The sequence below is a fragment of the Stenotrophomonas sp. JAG2 genome (genome assembly GCF_041080745.1).
In the GTDB taxonomy this organism is placed as follows: domain Bacteria; phylum Pseudomonadota; class Gammaproteobacteria; order Xanthomonadales; family Xanthomonadaceae; genus Stenotrophomonas; species Stenotrophomonas maltophilia_AA.
This window is the reverse complement of the sequence record NZ_JBEUMH010000007.1, coordinates 187,932-203,842: the sequence shown is the minus strand read 5'-3', so window position 1 is coordinate 203,842 and position 15,911 is coordinate 187,932. Positions and strand designations below refer to the sequence as shown.

Genomic DNA, 15,911 nt, shown 5'->3' with positions numbered 1-15,911 from the left:
CTGGACTGTACATGGAGTGGCGGCCCGCCGTCGTGGTCCACTGGCCGCCCTTCAAGGATGTCGACATGGACAACGCAACCCGCGGCTGGATCAACGGTTTCATCGGTGTGGTGATCTTCGCCGGCTCGCTGCCGGCCACGCGGATCGCGGTACTGCAGCTGGACCCCCTCTTTCTGACCGCCGCCCGGGCGAGCATCGCGGCGTTGCTTGGCGGAATGGTGCTGCTCGCCCTGCGCCAGCCGCGGCCCACGCGCGCATCACTGGGGCCGTTGCTGATGGTCGCCCTCGGGGTGGTCGTGGGATTCCCCCTGCTCACCGCATTGGCCCTGCAGCACGTGTCTTCGGCCCACTCGATCGTGTTCCTCGGGCTGCTGCCGCTGAGCACCGCGCTGTTTGGTGTACTGCGCGGCGGTGAGCGGATGCGTCCGGCGTTCTGGTTGTTCTCGCTGCTCGGCAGTGCCGCGGTGGTGGGCTACGCGCTGTCGACCGGGCTCGCCGCCTCGCTGCAGGGCGACCTGTTGATGCTGGCGGCGGTGCTGGTCTGTGGGCTGGGCTATGCCGAAGGTGCGCGCCTGTCGCGCACGCTGGGAGGCTGGCAGGTGATCAGCTGGGCCTTGCTGCTGTCCTTGCCGCTGATGCTGCCGCTGCTGGCCTTGCGCTGGCCGCCTTCGCTGGCGGCGGTGGATGCGCCGGCGTGGTGTGCCCTGGCCTATGTGGCGGTCTTCAGCATGTTGATCGGCTTCATGTTCTGGTACCGCGGGCTCGCCCAGGGCGGTATCGCCGCGGTCGGCCAGCTGCAGCTGTTGCAGCCGCTCTTCGGCCTGGCGCTGGCGGCCGTGCTGCTGCATGAAACCGTGAGCTGGGCGATGCTGGTCGTCACGGTGTGCGCGGTGACCTGCGTGGCCGGCGCGCGGCACTTCGCGCGCTGACCCGAACCGCTGATGCCGCTGATCGTCGGGCGTTCGGTGATGATCATGGACCCGACGCGTTTGAGGGCATCGGGGGACTGCGCTATCCTGCGCGCCGCTTCCGCTGCCCCGGCAGGACCCTTGTGATGACGCCACCCTGATACCGCGTTGACGACGCGCCGGCCATTGCGCTGGCTCAGGGAGTGCCTTGTCCTCATCACACAGCGCGCCGTGCGCATCGCCGGTGCGTGGAGTCTGTCCATGTCTGTTTCCTATCCGCTGCGCCAGCAATGGCTCGGCAATATCCGCGGTGATCTGCTGTCCGGCGCCGTCGTGGCCCTCGCGCTGATTCCCGAGGCGATCGCCTTCTCCATCATCGCCGGGGTCGACCCCAAGGTCGGCCTGTACGCGTCGTTCTGCATCGCGGTGGTCACCGCCATCGCCGGTGGCCGGCCGGGCATGATTTCCGCGGCCACCGGCGCGATGGCGCTGGTGATGGTCGACCTGGTCCGCGATCACGGCCTGCAGTACCTGCTGGCCGCCACCGTCCTGGCCGGGCTGCTGCAGATCGTCGCGGGCGCGCTGAAACTCGGCGTCCTGATGCGCTTCGTCTCGCGCTCGGTGATCACCGGCTTCGTCAACGCGTTGGCGATCCTGATCTTCCTGGCGCAGCTGCCCGAACTGATCGGGATGCCGTGGACGGTGTATGCCGTGTGCGCGGCGGGCCTGGCGATCATCTACCTGCTGCCACTGCTGACCCGGGCGGTGCCCTCGCCGCTGGTGGCGATCGTGGTGCTGACCGCGCTCTCGATCTGGCTCGGGCTGGACATCCGCACCGTCGGCGACATGGGCGCGCTGCCCGACAGTCTGCCCACCTTCCTGCTGCCGGATGTGCCGCTCACCTGGGAGACCCTGCGCATCCTGCTGCCGGTCTCGGCCACGCTGGCCGTGGTGGGGCTGCTGGAGTCGATGATGACCGCGCAGATCGTGGAAGACATGACCGACACGCCCAGCCAGCGCAACCGCGAGTGCGCCGGGCAGGGCCTGGCCAACATCACCGCGGGGCTGTTCGGCGGCATGGGCGGCTGCGCGATGATCGGGCAGTCGGTGATCAATGTGTCCTCCGGCGGACGCGGGCGGCTGTCGTGCCTGGTGGCCGGCGTGCTGTTGCTGCTGCTGGTGGTGTACGGCGCGGACTGGGTCCGGCAGATCCCGATGGCCGCGCTGGTCGCGGTGATGATCATGGTCAGCATCGGCACCTTCCACTGGCGCTCGTTCGCCGAGTTCCGGCTGCACCCGAAAAGCTCCTCGGTGGTGATGCTGGGTACGGTGATCGTCACCGTCGCCACGCATGACCTGGCCAAGGGCGTGCTCACCGGGGTGCTGCTGTCGGCCCTGTTCTTCGCCCGCAAGGTGGGCCGGATGCTGGACATCCAGGATGCCGTGACCGCCAAGGGCACGCGTGTCTACACGGTGAGTGGCCAGGTGTTCTTCGCTTCGGCCGGGCAGTTCGCCGCGGCCTTCGATCTGCTGCACGTGCCCGAGCGCGTGGAGATCGATCTGACCCATGCGCACTTCTGGGATCTCAGTGCGGTCGGTGCGCTGGAGCGGGTGACCGGCAAGCTGCGCGCGCGCGGGGCCCACGTGGAGGTGATCGGACTCAATGCGGCCAGCCAGACGCTGGTGGAGCGGCTGGGGCGTGGCGGGCGCGGCGCGGGCGTTCACTGAACACGGTCAGGAAGCCGCGCTAAACATCGCGCGCATTGCGCCGTTATCCAGCTGAGTCCCTTCTCTGGGCCGGCGCCGTCACGGTGCGGGCAGGCGGCATCTCCACAGGGCAGGGCGGTGGCACCGTGGCGTACGACGCGGTGACCCCCAGCACAGGACCAGCGCAGCCGGGAGTGGCGGCGGGCTGCCTGTGCCGATCCGACGTTGCATCGATCCCTGCTGGCCGCGCCGTGATGACACCGCGCGCGTGCCGGCCCGCAATGGACTGCGTGTTTCCGTGGCGGCGCGTGACTGCGTCCGCCGGTATGCCCTTTTTCCGGAACCGCCCCCATGCCCGTGTCCCGCCCCACCGCGTCCAAGCGCCCCGGCAGCATCGCCAACCGACTGATGCTGGGTACCGCGTTGATCGCCATGCTCTGCTTCGGTGTCACCGCCGCCATCAGCTACCGCGAAGCCAGTGCCTCGCTGGTCGACGCTTCACGCCACACCATGCAGAGCGAGGCCCAGGCCGAAGCGCTGCGGGTGAGCGGTGATCTGTCCAGCGCCTTCGCCACCAGCCAGGCGCTCGCGCAGAACCTGCTGGTCCAGCGCGCCGCGGGCACGCTCTCCCGGGCGACGGTGGCCGCGGTCATCCGCCAGCAGGTGCAGGTGCACCCGGAATGGGTGGGCTTCGGCACGTTGTGGGAGCCGGAGGCTTTCGATGGCAAGGACGCCGAGTTCGTCGGTGCCGAGGCGCATGACGACACCGGCCGGTTCATGAGCTACTGGGCCTGGCACGAGGGGGCCCCGATGCAGGATGCGCTGAAGGGGTACGACGTGCCCGGCGATGGCGACTGGTACCTCAAGCCGAAGGCGCTCAAGCGGCAGACGGTGGCCGAACCCTACACCTACGAGATCGCGGGGCAGAAGGTACTGATGACCACGCTGTCCACCCCGGTGGTCGACGATGGCACGTTCCTCGGCGTGGTGACGGTGGATTTCGCGCTGGCCGCCCTGCAGAAGCACCTGGCCGCATTGCGCCCGATGGGCGAAGGCCACGTTGAACTGATCTCGCCCGGCGGGATCGTGCTGGCTGCGAAGGATCCGAGCGAGATCGGCAAGCGTCGCGAGGATGCGCTGACCACGCAGGTGCTGGCGGCAGTGAAGGCCGACAAGACCTTCGACGCCTTCGAACCGGATGCCGCGGGCGATGTGAAAACCTACGTGCCGCTGCGCATCGGCGGCAGCGAAGAGCACTTCGCACTCGGCGTGATCGTGCCGCACGCACTGATCACCGAAAAGGCACGCGCGCTGCTGTGGATCATCCTCGCCGTGGGCCTGGGTGCCGCCCTGGTGCTCAGTGGCAGCGTGTACGTGCTGCTGCGCCGGCAGGCGATCCGCCCGCTGGCCGATGCTGTCCGTCTCTCGGCCGACGTGGCCGAGGGCCGTCTGGATACGCCGCTGCCGCCGGCGCGCAACGATGAGGTGGGCCGCCTGCTGGAATCGATGCAGCGCATGCGCGGCCAGCTGCGCGCGGTGATGGCCGCGCAGGGCGAAATGGCCCAGCGCCACGAGGCGGGCGAGCTGAGCTACCGCATGGACGCGGAGGCCTTCCCGGGCGAGTACGGCAAGATGGTGGAGGAGACCAACCAGCTGGTCGGGGCCAACATCGCGGTGACCCGCCGCCTGGTCGAGGTGATGCAGCGCTATGCGGTCGGTGACCTGAGCCCGGACATGGATCGCCTGCCCGGCGAACAGGCGGCCTTCACCGCCGCGATGGACACCACCAAGGCCAACCTGCGTGCGATCAACACCCAGATCGGGGAACTGGCCGGCGCGGCGGCAGTGGGCGATTTCAGCCAGCGTGGCGACGTGGTGCGTTTCGACCACGACTTCCGTGCGATGGTCGAAAACCTCAACACGATGATGCAGGTCAGCGATGACAATCTGCAGCAGATCTCCGCGCTGCTGCGCGCGATCGCGGCGGGCGACCTCACCGCGCGCATGCAGGGCGATTTCCATGGCGTGTTCGCGCGGATGCGGGACGATGCCAATACCACCGTGGCGCAGCTGACCGACATCGTCGGCCGCATCCAGCAGGCGACCGGCAGCATCAATCTGGCCGCCGGCGAGATCGCCGCGGGCAACAGCGATCTGTCGCGCCGTACCGAACAGCAGGCGGCCAGCCTGGAAGAGACCGCAGCGTCGATGGAGGAGCTCACCTCCACCGTGCGCCAGAACGCGGACCATGCGGTGCAGGCGAACCAGCTCGCGGCCGGCGCGGCCGACGTGGCCTCGCAGGGCGGCGTGGTGGTCGGCCAGGTCGTGACCACGATGGCCGGCATCGAGGCCTCGTCCAAGCGCATCGCCGAGATCATCTCGGTGATCGACGGCATTGCGTTCCAGACCAACATCCTGGCTTTGAATGCCGCCGTCGAAGCGGCGCGCGCCGGCGAACAGGGCCGCGGCTTCGCGGTGGTGGCCACGGAAGTGCGCGCGCTGGCGCAGCGCTCGGCGGGAGCGGCCAAGGAGATCAAGACCCTGATCGACGACTCGGTCACCCAGGTCAGCGCGGGCTCGGCGCTGGTGCACACCGCCGGCCGCACGATGGAAGAGATCGTCACCGGCGTGCGCCGGGTCAACGACATCATGGCCGAGATCTCGGCGGCCTCGAAGGAACAGTCCGCCGGCATCGAGCAGGTCAACCAGACCATCACCCAGATGGACGAGACCACGCAGCAGAATGCGGCATTGGTCGAGGAAGCCACGGCTGCGGCGCGCGCGATGGAAGAGCAGGCGCAGCAGCTGGGCACTGCCGTGGCGATCTTCCGCCTGCAGTCCAGTGCTGGCCCGGTCAGTGCATCGGCACGCCGCGCCGCGCCGGCGCGCAGCACCGCGCTGATGCCGGCAGCGGCCGTGGCCGGGGACGACTGGCAGACCTTCTGATCCATCCCGGCGTGCCGCATGCAGCGGCACGCCTGGTTCACCGGATGCTCACCGCCCTGCGTGGGTCATCGGCGCTATCCTGTCCGGGCATGGTGAGCACATGACCTCTCGTTCCGACCGGCTCGGCCTGACCGCGTTGACCGCGCTGGTGGTCGGCTCGATGGTCGGCGCCGGCATCTTCTCGTTGCCGCAGAACATCGCGCGCAGTGCGGGCCCGGGCGTGGCCCTGATCGGCTGGACGATCAGCGGGCTGGGGATGTTGATGCTGGCGTTCGTGTTCCAGAACCTGGCCAACCGCAAGCCCGAGCTGGACACCGGCATCTATGCGTACGCGCGTGCCGGGTTCGGCGACTACATCGGCTTCTCGGCTGCCTGGGGCTACTGGGTCTGTTCGCTGCTCGGCAACGTCAGCTACTTCGTGCTGATCTTCAGCGGGCTGGGCTACTTCGTGCCGGCCTTCGGAGAAGGCAATACGTGGCAGGCGGTGGCGTGCGCGTCCGTTCTGCTGTGGGCGATGCACGCGATGATCCTGCGTGGCATCCGCCAGGCCGCGCTGGTCAATGCGGTCGTCACCGTCGCCAAGATCGTGCCGATCGTGGTGTTCCTGATCATCGCCGCGGTGGGCTTCAAGGCCGATATCTTCACCGGGCAGTTCTGGGGCACGGTGGAACTGGGCAGCGTCGGCGATCAGCTGCGCGGCATGATGCTGATCACGGTCTGGGTGTTCATCGGCATCGAGGGCGCCAGCATCTATTCGCGACGTGCGGCCAAGCGGTCGGATGTCGGGCGCGCGACCATCATCGGGTTCCTGTGCGTGCTTGCGCTGTTGATGCTGGTCAATCTGCTGTCGATGGGCGTGCTGCGCCAGGAGGCACTGGCACAGGCGCGCAACCCCTCGATGGCGTTCGTGCTGGAGGCCATCGTTGGCCCCTGGGGCGCCACGCTGATCATCATCGGCATGATCGTTTCGGTGCTGGGGGCGTTGCTGGCCTGGGTGCTGCTGTGCGCCGAAGTGCTGTACGCCGCGGCGGGGGATGGCACGATGCCAGCCTTCCTCGGGCACGAGAACGCGCGCCAGGTCCCGGCCAATGCGCTGTGGCTCACCAACGGGCTGATCCAGCTGTTCCTGGTCATTACCCTGTTCAGTGCCGGCACCTATACCAGCCTGGTGCTGCTGGGTGCATCGATGAGCCTGGTGCCGTATCTGTTCTCGGCCGGTTACGGCGCCCTGCTGGCGTTGCGCGGGGAAACCTATGCCGGGCAACCTGGGCTGCGCGCCCGCGATCTGCTGGTGGCCGGGCTGGCAACGGTCTACGCGCTGTGGCTGGTCTATGCCGGCGGACTGTCCCAGGTGCTGCTGTCGGTATTGCTGTACGCGCCGGGCATCGCCATGTTCGCGGTCGCCAAGCACGGGCATGGGCAGCGGATATTCACCCGGGCGGAGCAGGTGATCGTGGCGGTTGTGATCGTCGTTGCCGGTTGGGCGGCGTGGGCTCTGTACCAGGGCCATCTGCACCTGGCATGAGCGCCACGCGATGGGCGATCACGGTGACCGCACGTCCGGGCTCGCCGGAAACCCGCGGCGCCCCAGCCGCAGCGCCAGATGCACGAGCACGATCAGCACCGGCACTTCCACCAGCGGCCCGATCACAGCGGCGAAGGCGACCGGCGAACCCAGCCCGAACGCGGCGATGGCCACCGCAATGGCCAACTCGAAATTGTTGCCCGTGGCGGTGAATGCGATCGCGGTGGTGCGCGGGTAGTCGCGTGCGATCCAGCGGCCCATGAAGAAGCTCAGCAGGAACTGCACGAAGAAGTAGATCGTCAGCGGGATGGCGATCCGCACCGCGTCGAGCGGAATCCGCACGATGTCACCGCCCTTGAGGCTGAACATCGCCACGATGGTGAACAGCAACGCGATCAGCGTGATCGGGCTGATGGCCGGCAGAAACCGCGTTTCGTACCACGCGGCACCCCGCAGCTTCAGCAGCCAGCGCCGCCCGAGGTAGCCCGCCGCGAACGGAATCCCCAGATACACCAGCACCGCGCCGGCAATGGTCCACGTGCTGACATCGATCACGCTGCGCTGCAGCCCGAACAGCGGCGGCAGCACGGTCAGGAACACCCACGCATAGACGCTGAAGAACGCGATCTGGAACAGCGAATTGAACGCGACCAGCCCGGCCACGTACTGGTTGTCGCCGCGCGCCAACTGGTTCCAGACCAGCACCATGGCGATGCACCGGGCCAGGCCGATCAGGATCAGTCCGGTCATGTACTCCGGCCGGTCGTGCAGGAACAGCGCGGCCAGCGCGAACATCAATACCGGTCCCACCACCCAGTTCTGCAGCAGCGACAACGCCAGCACGCGCTTGTCGGCGAAGACGCCGGGCAGCGCCTCGTACTTCACCTTCGCCAGGGGCGGGTACATCATCAGGATCAGGCCCGCGGCGATCGGCAGGTTGGTGCCGCCGATCGTCATGGCATCCAGCGCGGCGGGCAGGCCGTCGAACAGGGTGCCCAGGGCCACGCCGAGCGCCATCGCCGCGAAGATCCACAGGGTCAGCCAACGGTCCAGGAAGGACAGGCGGGAAGGGGAGGACGTCGTCATTGCCACGGGCCCGGTCACGGTGTCAGCGCGGCGGTGTGCACTGGCCGGCCGGACCGCAGTCCGCCTCGCCGGCGCAGCAGTTTTCGGTCAGGTAACCGATCAGGCCATTCATCGCCTCGAAGTCGGCGCGGTAGCAGATGCTGCGGCCGCGCGGCTCGGCGCTGACCAGCCCAGCCGCGCTCAGCTCCTTGAGGTGGAAGGACAGGGTGGCGCCGGGCAGGCCCAGTTCGGTGGCGATCTCGCCGGCCAACCGGCCGCCATGCCCGGCCTGCACCAGCAGGCGGAAGACGCTCAGGCGGGTGGCGTGGCCCAAGGCGGCGAGAGCGTGGGTTGCGTTGTTATGTTCCATGTTTCTAGAATAATGGAACAATTTGTCTGGAGCAACCTCATGTCGCGTGTTCCCTATCTGATGCCTGGCCAAGCCGGTCCTGCCGCGGGAGACCGCGCATGAAGGCCGTCATCTATCACAACCCGGCCTGCGCGACCTCGCGCAACGTGCTCGCCTTGATCCGCCATGCCGGCGTCGAACCGGAGGTAGTGGAATACCTGCAAACGCCGCCGGATCGTGAGCGGCTTGTCGAACTGATTGTCGCCGCCGGCCTGCAGGTGCGCGATGCGCTGCGCCAGAAAGGCACGCCGTATGCCGAGCTCGGCCTGGGCGATCCAGCGCTGGCGGATGCGCAGCTGCTCGATGCGATGCTGGCCCATCCGATCCTGATCAACCGGCCGTTCGTGCAGACCGCCCTGGGGGTGCGTCTCGCGCGGCCGTCTGAGACCGTTCTGGAAATCCTGGCGCCGATCAACGCCCCGTTCTGCAAAGAGGATGGTGAGGTGGTGATCGACACCGGAGGCCGACGCCCCCCGCCGCGCTGAAGCAGCACACGCGGCCGCCGCACCGCCGCCCCACGAAAAAGCCCGGTCAGTGACCGGGCTTTTGTCTTTCACGCAAGCGCGTTGCTTACCAGCGCATGCCGGCGAAGGGGTTCCAGCTGGTGTCGCCCTTCACTTTTTCCAGGTAGTACGAATAGTTGGTGGTCATCCCGATCAGGACCGACCAGGCCATGCCGATCGCCCGGCCGACCACGTCCGGCAGGAACGCCAGGATCACCATCAGCACGAGGGTGATGCCCAGAATGGTGAGCGCCTTGCGCCACATGCCCAGGATCAGCAGGTAGATCCAGCTGAAGAACAGCGCGAAGAAGTTGAAGTTGATCTTGATCCGCTGGCCGAACGTCAACGTCTTGAACGCGGCCTTGAACGCCGGCGAATTGGGAGCGCCGTGCTGTTCGAAGAAGTTGAAGCGGAACTGCCACTTGGGGCTGTAGGGGGAAGCAGTATTGGAATCCATATCCGAATCATGTGTTGAAAACGATTACATGATACCGACAAGCTCTTGATAAGCGCCAATATTTCGACGCTTCCCAAGACCTCTGGCAAGGACTGCGGGCACCGTCACACATTCGTCCCGAATTTCCGCTAGGGTGCGCAATCCGCGCGGCCGGAAGCCCCGCAGGTCATGAGAAGTCAACGAGATGCCAGGCCAATGTCCATTGATGTGATGTCCCCCGAGCGCCCTGAAGCAGGACCGCAGATCACCCCGTGTCCGGTCGCCACCCAGGCACAGCACCTGCTCGCCCAGCTGCAGTTCTCGCAGGTGAGCGCGCGTGCGCTCGCCCGCCCGCCGGTCGCCACCGACCTGGCCGTGGCCGCCACCCTCGCCTGAGCTGACCCGGCGTCTGTCGCCAACGTCAGCGACGACCCGTCGCTGGACCGCTTCGCCGGTCGAAAACTGCGCACCACTGGCGCTCTCCTGTTCCGGCGGAGCCCCTTGGAAGTGCTGGCGTGGCGGTTTCGCGTCCCCCGCGCCGGTTCCAAGCTGAATGGGGAGACGCCCACGGCACAGGGCCTGCGGGCCGATCGTCGTTCAGGGGCTTCCAGTTGTCTCGATCCAAAAGCTGAATGCGGAGAAATCGACGCGCGGCCCTTCGCGCGCACCTTACATTTCGCGCCATAGACTGAGCCGCATTTTTCGTCTCAAGTCGGTTTGGAGAGTTCGTGGGTTCCGGTAGTCACAGACAACAGCTGCGTGCCGGTCTCCGGCCCGCGCCGACAGGACGAATGCGTGCCATCGCGCACGCCGGGCTCAGGATGCCCCTTTCCACACTTGGCACCCCCGGCCTGGCACGCCCTGCACAGGGACACCGCGCATGAGTACCCAGACCCTGATCGCCCCGCTGGACGCCGGCCGGGCGACGTTGCCGGCCGAGTCGCCGTTGCCGATGCCCGAGCAGTCGCTGCGCGATGGGCAGCTGCAGGTCCCACGCCAGCGCACCTCGCCGCGGATGATCGGGCTGCGCCGCTTTTACATCCTGGGCGGCACCGCGGCGATGACCATCGCTGCCAGCCGGATGATGTGGAAGGTGCTGGCCGTCAACGGCATCAGCGTGCTCGAGGCGTGCCTGCTGGTGCTGTTCGTCGGCCTGTTCGCGTGGATCGCGCTGTCCTTCGCCGGCGCCGTGGCCGGCTTCCTGACCGCGGTGTTCGACCGTGGTTACAAGCTGGGCATCGATCCGGACGCGCCGCTGCCGACCGTGCACACGCGTACCGCGCTGCTGATGCCCACCTACAACGAAGATCCGCGCCGGTTGCTGGCCGGTCTGCAGGCGATCTATGAGTCGGTCGCCGAGACCGGGCAGCTGGCGAACTTCGATTTCTACGTACTCAGCGATACCCGCCGCGATGACGTCGGGCAGGCCGAGGAAGAAGCCTTCCACGCGCTGTGCGATGCGGTCGGCGGCCATGACCGCATCTTCTACCGTCGCCGCGGCGACAACAGCGGGCGCAAGGCCGGCAACATCGCCGATTGGGTCCGCCGGTTCGGCGGCGCCTACCCGCAGATGCTGATCCTGGACGCCGACAGCTTGATGACCGGCGACACCATCGTGCGCCTGGTGGCCGGCATGGAGCACAACCCGGACGTCGGCCTGATCCAGACCCTGCCGGCAGTGGTCGGCGGGCGTACGCTCTTCGCCCGCATGCAGCAGTTCGGTGGGCGCGTGTACGGCCCGGTGATCGGCCGCGGCGTGGCCTGGTGGCACGGCGCCGAGAGCAACTACTGGGGCCACAACGCGATCATCCGCACCCAGGCCTTCGCCGAACAGGCCGGCCTGCCGTTGCTGCCGGGCAAGGAACCGTTTGGTGGGCATGTGCTCAGCCACGATTTCGTCGAGGCGGCGCTGATGCGTCGTGGCGGCTGGGCCACCCACATGGTGCCGTACCTCAAAGGCAGCTATGAGGAAGGTCCGCCGACCCTGACCGATCTGCTGGTGCGCGACCGCCGCTGGTGCCAGGGCAACCTGCAGCACGCCAAGGTGGTGGGCTCCAAGGGCCTGCACTGGGTCAGCCGCATGCACATGCTGGTCGGCATCGGCCATTACTTCACCGCGCCGATGTGGGCGATGCTGATGCTGGTCGGCATCGCGATCCCGCTGTTCCAGGGCGGCATCGACCTCAACGAAGTGCTGCATCTCTCGCCCGGCGTGTACTGGCGCCACCAGGACGAGACCCAGGTGATCCGCATGTTCGCGATCACCATGGTGGTGCTGCTCTCGCCCAAAGTGCTGGGCTATCTGGCGATGCTGCTGGAGCCGGTCGAACGTCGCGGCTGCGGTGGCACGATCCGCGCCTTCATTTCGATGCTGCTGGAGACCATCCTCGCCGCGTTGATGGCGCCGGTGGTGATGTATGTGCAGTCGCGCGGCGTGGCCGAAGTGCTGGCCGGCAAGGACTCGGGCTGGGACGCGCAGCAGCGTGACGATGGCGGCGTGTCCTGGCTCGCGCTGGCGCGCGGTTATGGCGGGCTGAGCGTGTTCGGTCTGTTCATGGGCGCGCTGGCCTACGCGGTCTCGCCCTCGCTGGCCGCGTGGATGGCGCCGGTGGTGATCGGCATGGTGCTGGCGATTCCGGTGGTGGGCTTCACCTCCTCGCGCACTGCGGGCGTCTGGATGCACCGGCTGGGCCTGATGGAAATCCCCGAAGAATCGGCACCGCCGAAGGTGCTGGTGCGCGCGGCCGAGCTGCGCCGCGCGGCCGCCGAGGCGCATCCGCACGGCTGAGCGGTATGTCGCCGCGACCGATGCCCCATTGGCACGGGGCGCGGTCATAATGCGGCTTGAACGTACTGGAGCCGCCTGATGCTGGATACCGTGGAAAACGAAACCGGCGCCGACCCGCAGTGGTCGGTGCTGTGGCTGCATGGCCTGGGTGCCGATGGCCATGACTTCGCCCCGATCGTGCCCGAACTGGTGCGCCCGCACTGGCCGGCGATCCGCTTCGTGTTCCCGCATGCGCCGGTGCAGCCGATCACGATCAACAACGGCGTGCCGATGCGCGCCTGGTACGACATCGTCAGCATGGACTTCCGCTCGCGCGCGGACAGCGCCGGCGTGGAGGCCTCGATCGTCGAGCTGGAACTGCTGATCGAGCGCGAGATCGCGCGCGGCATCCCGGCCGAACGCATCCTGCTGGCCGGTTTCTCGCAGGGCGGGGCGGTGATCCTCAGCGCGCTGCTGCGCCGCACGCGTCCGCTGGCCGGGCTGATCGCGTTGTCGACCTACCTCCCGGATCCGGCCAAGGCGGCCGCCGCGCGGGTGGCCGATGCGATCAGCGTGCCGGTGTTCATGGCGCACGGCACGCAGGATCCGGTGATTCCGGTGGCGATCGCCGAGCACACCGCGCAGACCCTGGGCGCGCTCGGCCTGCCGGTGGAGTGGCACACCTATACGATGGCCCACCAGGTCTGCGCCGAGGAACTGCACGCGCTGGGCGAATGGCTCGAGGCGCGCTTCGCCGCCTGATCCCATGAGCGACCCGCGCCAGCAGTCCTGGTTGCCCGAGCTGTGCCGCCTGCCGCGGCTGGCGGCGATGCTCGGGTTGGCCGAACTGGTCGTGGTGGTGGTCGCGCTCGCACCCGATGGGAGCCGCCATTGGACCGCGACGGATTTCCTCTCGGCCAGTGGTTTCGCGCTGTGGCTGGCGCTGGCGGTCACGGTCTGCCTGTGCAGCGTGCGTGCGATGCTCTCGCGCCTGCCCGAAGTGCCGGGCATGGTGCTGGTGGTGCTGATGACCGGCCTGATCGCCGCTGCCTGTGCGGCAATCGTGCACGCGCTGTATGGCGTGCTCGGTGGCAGCAGCTTCGCGCAGACGGTCGGTTTCTGGCGGTTCACGCTCGGCAGCGCGGCGATGACCGCGCTGATTTCCGCGCTGGCGCTGCGCTACTTCTACGTCAGCGATCGCGGCAGCGCGCAGATGCTGGCCAACGCGCAGGCGCAGGCGGATGCGCTGCAGGCGCGCATCCGCCCGCACTTTCTGTTCAACAGCATGAACCTGATCGCCAGCCTGCTGCGCCGCGATCCGGACGTGGCCGAGCGCGCGGTGCTCGACCTGTCCGATCTGTTCCGCGCGGCGTTGGGCGCGGGCGAGGGCGATTCCACCCTGCAGGCCGAGTGCGAACTGGCCGAACGCTATCTCTCGATCGAATCGCTGCGCCTGGGCGAACGCCTGAAGGTGATCTGGCTGCGCGACGAACCGTTGCCGTGGTCGTTGCCGATGCCGCGGCTGGTGCTGCAGCCGCTGGTCGAGAACGCGGTGCTGCACGGCATCTCGCGGGTGCCGGCCGGCGGCACCATCGTGCTGGCGTTGTCGAGCGATGGCACCAGCCTGCGCATCCGCGTGCGCAACCCGGCGCCGGACCCGGCCACGCGCGGGCTGCCGCTGCTCCAGGGCGCGGGCCACGCACAGCGCAACATCGCCCATCGCCTGGCCTGGCGCTTCGGCCCGGCCGCGCGGATGACGGGGGCGTGGGCCGACGGCTACTATGCTTGCGAAATCACGGTCCCGGTCCAGTGAGGAAACTGTCTTGAAGGTGGTGATCGCCGACGACGAACCGCTGGCCCGCGAGCGCCTGCGCTCCCTGCTCGCCGACCAGGCTGGCATCGAGGTCGTGGCCGAGGCCGAGAACGGCGAGCAGGCGCTGCATGCCTGTGCCGAACTGCAACCGGACCTGGTCCTGCTTGATATCGCCATGCCCGGCCTGGATGGGCTGGAGGCCGCGCGTCACCTGGCGACCTTCGAGCCGCGCCCGGCGGTGGTGTTCTGCACCGCCTACGACGCGCATGCGCTCTCCGCGTTCGAGGCGGCCGCCATCGACTACCTGATGAAGCCGGTGCGCCCCGAGCGCCTGGCCGCAGCCCTGGAGCGCGCGCGGACCTTCCTGGCCGGACGCAGCGGACCGGCAACGGCCGCCAGCCAGCAGGCCCGCACGCTGCTGTGCGCGCGCCTGCGGGGCAGCCTGCGGCTGATTCCGGTCGAGGACATCCACTACCTGCAGGCCGAGGAGAAGTACGTGGTGGTGCACCACGCCCGCGGCGAAGACCTGCTGGAAGAATCGCTGAAGTCGCTGGAAGAGGAATTCGGCAACCGCTTCGTGCGCATCCACCGCAATTGCCTGGTCGCCCGCCACGAGCTGGTCGAGCTGCGACGAAATGGCGCAGGCCAGGTCCAGGCCGTGCTGCGGCACGGGCACGCGCCGCTGGAAGTCAGCCGTCGCTGCGTGGCCAGCCTGAAGCAGGATCTCAAGCACCTGTAACCAGGCGGCCGCACGCCATTGGTCGATCCGCCCCTGTGCGTCGATAATGGCGCCATGAAGACCCTGCGCATCGCCACCCGAAAGAGCCCGCTTGCCCTGTGGCAGAGCGAATATGTCGCCGACCGCCTGCGCCAGGCCCATCCCGGGCTGGACGTGGTGCTGGTGCCGATGAGCACGCGCGGCGACGAGGTGCTGGACCGCTCGCTGGCCGCGATCGGTGGCAAGGGCCTGTTCCTCAAGGAACTGGAGCTGGCGATGCTGCGTGGCGAGGCGGACTGCGCCGTGCACTCGCTCAAGGATGTGCCGATGGAGCTGGATGCGCCGTTCGCGTTGCCGGCGATGCTGACCCGCCACGACGCGGCCGACGGTTTCATTTCCAATCTGTACGCCTCGCTGGAGGCACTGCCGATCGGCGCGCGCGTGGGCACGTCATCGCTGCGCCGGCAGGCCCAGCTGCGCGCGCTGCGTCCTGATCTGGAGCTGTCGGACCTGCGCGGCAACGTCAACACGCGCCTGGCCAAGCTCGACAACGGCGGTTACGACGCGATCGTGCTGGCGGTGGCGGGGCTGGAGCGGTTGGGCCTGGGCAACCGCATCGTCGCGCGGCTGGCCGCGCCGGCATGGCTGCCGGCGCCGGCGCAGGGCGCGGTGACGGTCGAATGCAATGGCGAGGATGCACAGGTGATGGCGCTGTTCGCTGCGCTGGACGATGCCGATACGCGTGCCTGCGTGGAGGCCGAGCGCGCCATGAACCGCGCGCTGCACGGCAGCTGCCATGTGCCGGTGGCCGGGTTCGCGCAGTGGGAAGGCGAGGATCTGTTCCTGCAGGGGCTGGTCGGCGGTGTCGCCGATGGTCGCCTGGTGCGCGCGGAAGCGCGCGGGCCGGCAAGTGATCCGGAAGGCCTGGGCCAGCGCGTGGCGCGCGGCCTGCTCGATGCCGGTGCCGGAGAACTGCTCGCGGTGTAGTGCCGGCCGCTGGCCGGCATTCCAGGTCGCGCAAGGTTCCGGGTAGCCGGCCGCTGGCCGGCACTACCTGACGCGATGGGTGTGCAGTGAGCCGGCCAGCGGCCGGCACTACATCACGACGGCGGGC

Annotated in this window: 14 protein-coding genes; 11 read left to right on the top strand and 3 right to left on the bottom strand. The window is 68.3% G+C overall.

All coding sequences use genetic code 11. From position 1 onward, the window contains the following. Nucleotides 1-65 precede the first annotated feature (65 nt). The 4 genes from AB9O74_RS11305 (at nt 66) to arcD (ending at nt 7,086) form a co-directional block, all read left to right on the top strand. Complete coding sequence (locus AB9O74_RS11305; RefSeq protein ID WP_346477775.1) at nt 66-929, top strand: DMT family transporter; 864 nt, start codon at nt 66-68, stop codon at nt 927-929. A gap of 240 nt (nt 930-1,169) precedes the next feature. Beyond that, complete coding sequence (locus tag AB9O74_RS11300; RefSeq protein WP_369349353.1) at nt 1,170-2,636, top strand: SulP family inorganic anion transporter; 1,467 nt, start codon at nt 1,170-1,172, stop codon at nt 2,634-2,636. A 330-nt stretch (nt 2,637-2,966) separates the two neighbouring features. Next, on the top strand, nt 2,967-5,561 hold the full coding sequence (locus AB9O74_RS11295; RefSeq protein ID WP_369349352.1) for a methyl-accepting chemotaxis protein: 2,595 nt from the start codon (nt 2,967-2,969) through the stop codon (nt 5,559-5,561). 100 nt (nt 5,562-5,661) lie between these two features. Continuing rightward, nucleotides 5,662-7,086 carry an arginine-ornithine antiporter gene (gene arcD, locus AB9O74_RS11290; RefSeq protein WP_369349351.1) on the top strand — a complete coding sequence of 475 codons (1,425 nt, stop codon included), beginning with the start codon at nt 5,662-5,664 and terminating at the stop codon, nt 7,084-7,086. An 18-nt stretch (nt 7,087-7,104) separates the two neighbouring features. On the opposite strand, the gene arsB is transcribed toward arcD, so the two are convergent. Together arsB and AB9O74_RS11280 are read right to left on the bottom strand one after the other, a co-directional pair. Next, nucleotides 7,105-8,172: an ACR3 family arsenite efflux transporter gene (gene arsB, locus AB9O74_RS11285; RefSeq protein ID WP_369349350.1), complete on the bottom strand. Its 1,068-nt coding sequence runs from the start codon at nt 8,170-8,172 to the stop codon at nt 7,105-7,107. Nucleotides 8,173-8,194: 22 nt separating this feature from the next. Beyond that, nucleotides 8,195-8,521 (bottom strand): metalloregulator ArsR/SmtB family transcription factor, encoded by a 327-nt coding sequence (locus tag AB9O74_RS11280; RefSeq protein WP_319211816.1) that lies wholly within the window; start codon nt 8,519-8,521, stop codon nt 8,195-8,197. A gap of 98 nt (nt 8,522-8,619) precedes the next feature. Here AB9O74_RS11280 and arsC point away from each other — a divergent pair, with 98 nt between their 5' ends. Beyond that, nucleotides 8,620-9,045 (top strand): arsenate reductase (glutaredoxin), encoded by a 426-nt coding sequence (gene arsC, locus AB9O74_RS11275; protein ID WP_369349349.1) that lies wholly within the window; start codon nt 8,620-8,622, stop codon nt 9,043-9,045. Nucleotides 9,046-9,130: 85 nt separating this feature from the next. On the opposite strand, the gene AB9O74_RS11270 is transcribed toward arsC, so the two are convergent. Next, the gene (locus AB9O74_RS11270) at nt 9,131-9,520 is read right to left on the bottom strand and encodes a DUF2628 domain-containing protein (RefSeq protein WP_176988098.1); all 390 of its coding nucleotides are present in this window, start codon (nt 9,518-9,520) and stop codon (nt 9,131-9,133) included. A 195-nt stretch (nt 9,521-9,715) separates the two neighbouring features. Between AB9O74_RS11270 and AB9O74_RS11265 the strand changes: the two genes are divergently transcribed. The 6 genes from AB9O74_RS11265 to hemC all read left to right on the top strand — a co-directional run bounded on the left by AB9O74_RS11265 (nt 9,716) and on the right by hemC (nt 15,784). After that, nucleotides 9,716-9,895, top strand: a complete 180-nt coding sequence (locus tag AB9O74_RS11265; RefSeq protein WP_176988099.1) for a hypothetical protein — start codon at nt 9,716-9,718, stop codon at nt 9,893-9,895. A gap of 484 nt (nt 9,896-10,379) precedes the next feature. Next, nucleotides 10,380-12,287: a glucans biosynthesis glucosyltransferase MdoH gene (gene mdoH, locus AB9O74_RS11260; RefSeq protein ID WP_369349348.1), complete on the top strand. Its 1,908-nt coding sequence runs from the start codon at nt 10,380-10,382 to the stop codon at nt 12,285-12,287. A gap of 75 nt (nt 12,288-12,362) precedes the next feature. After that, entirely contained in the window at nt 12,363-13,028 is a 666-nt protein-coding gene (locus tag AB9O74_RS11255; protein ID WP_369349421.1) for an alpha/beta hydrolase, read from the top strand. A gap of 4 nt (nt 13,029-13,032) precedes the next feature. Further along, nucleotides 13,033-14,079 carry a sensor histidine kinase gene (locus AB9O74_RS11250; RefSeq protein WP_176988101.1) on the top strand — a complete coding sequence of 349 codons (1,047 nt, stop codon included), beginning with the start codon at nt 13,033-13,035 and terminating at the stop codon, nt 14,077-14,079. 10 nt (nt 14,080-14,089) lie between these two features. Beyond that, entirely contained in the window at nt 14,090-14,818 is a 729-nt protein-coding gene (locus AB9O74_RS11245; RefSeq protein WP_369349347.1) for a LytR/AlgR family response regulator transcription factor, read from the top strand. Nucleotides 14,819-14,872: 54 nt separating this feature from the next. Beyond that, nucleotides 14,873-15,784: a hydroxymethylbilane synthase gene (gene hemC / locus AB9O74_RS11240; RefSeq protein WP_176988103.1), complete on the top strand. Its 912-nt coding sequence runs from the start codon at nt 14,873-14,875 to the stop codon at nt 15,782-15,784. Nucleotides 15,785-15,911 lie beyond the last annotated feature (127 nt).

Excerpts from the sequence above, each read along its gene's own strand:
- AB9O74_RS11305 (WP_346477775.1), top strand. The coding sequence starts at position 66 with ATGGACAACGCAACCCGCGGCTGGATCAACGGTTTCATCGGTGTGGTG.
- AB9O74_RS11300 (WP_369349353.1), top strand. The coding sequence starts at position 1,170 with ATGTCTGTTTCCTATCCGCTGCGCCAGCAATGGCTCGGCAATATCCGC.
- AB9O74_RS11295 (WP_369349352.1), top strand. The coding sequence starts at position 2,967 with ATGCCCGTGTCCCGCCCCACCGCGTCCAAGCGCCCCGGCAGCATCGCC.
- arcD (WP_369349351.1), top strand. The coding sequence starts at position 5,662 with ATGACCTCTCGTTCCGACCGGCTCGGCCTGACCGCGTTGACCGCGCTG.
- arsB (WP_369349350.1), bottom strand. The coding sequence starts at position 8,172 with ATGACGACGTCCTCCCCTTCCCGCCTGTCCTTCCTGGACCGTTGGCTG.
- AB9O74_RS11280 (WP_319211816.1), bottom strand. The coding sequence starts at position 8,521 with ATGGAACATAACAACGCAACCCACGCTCTCGCCGCCTTGGGCCACGCC.
- arsC (WP_369349349.1), top strand. The coding sequence starts at position 8,620 with ATGAAGGCCGTCATCTATCACAACCCGGCCTGCGCGACCTCGCGCAAC.
- AB9O74_RS11270 (WP_176988098.1), bottom strand. The coding sequence starts at position 9,520 with ATGGATTCCAATACTGCTTCCCCCTACAGCCCCAAGTGGCAGTTCCGC.
- AB9O74_RS11265 (WP_176988099.1), top strand. The coding sequence starts at position 9,716 with ATGTCCATTGATGTGATGTCCCCCGAGCGCCCTGAAGCAGGACCGCAG.
- mdoH (WP_369349348.1), top strand. The coding sequence starts at position 10,380 with ATGAGTACCCAGACCCTGATCGCCCCGCTGGACGCCGGCCGGGCGACG.
- AB9O74_RS11250 (WP_176988101.1), top strand. The coding sequence starts at position 13,033 with ATGAGCGACCCGCGCCAGCAGTCCTGGTTGCCCGAGCTGTGCCGCCTG.
- hemC (WP_176988103.1), top strand. The coding sequence starts at position 14,873 with ATGAAGACCCTGCGCATCGCCACCCGAAAGAGCCCGCTTGCCCTGTGG.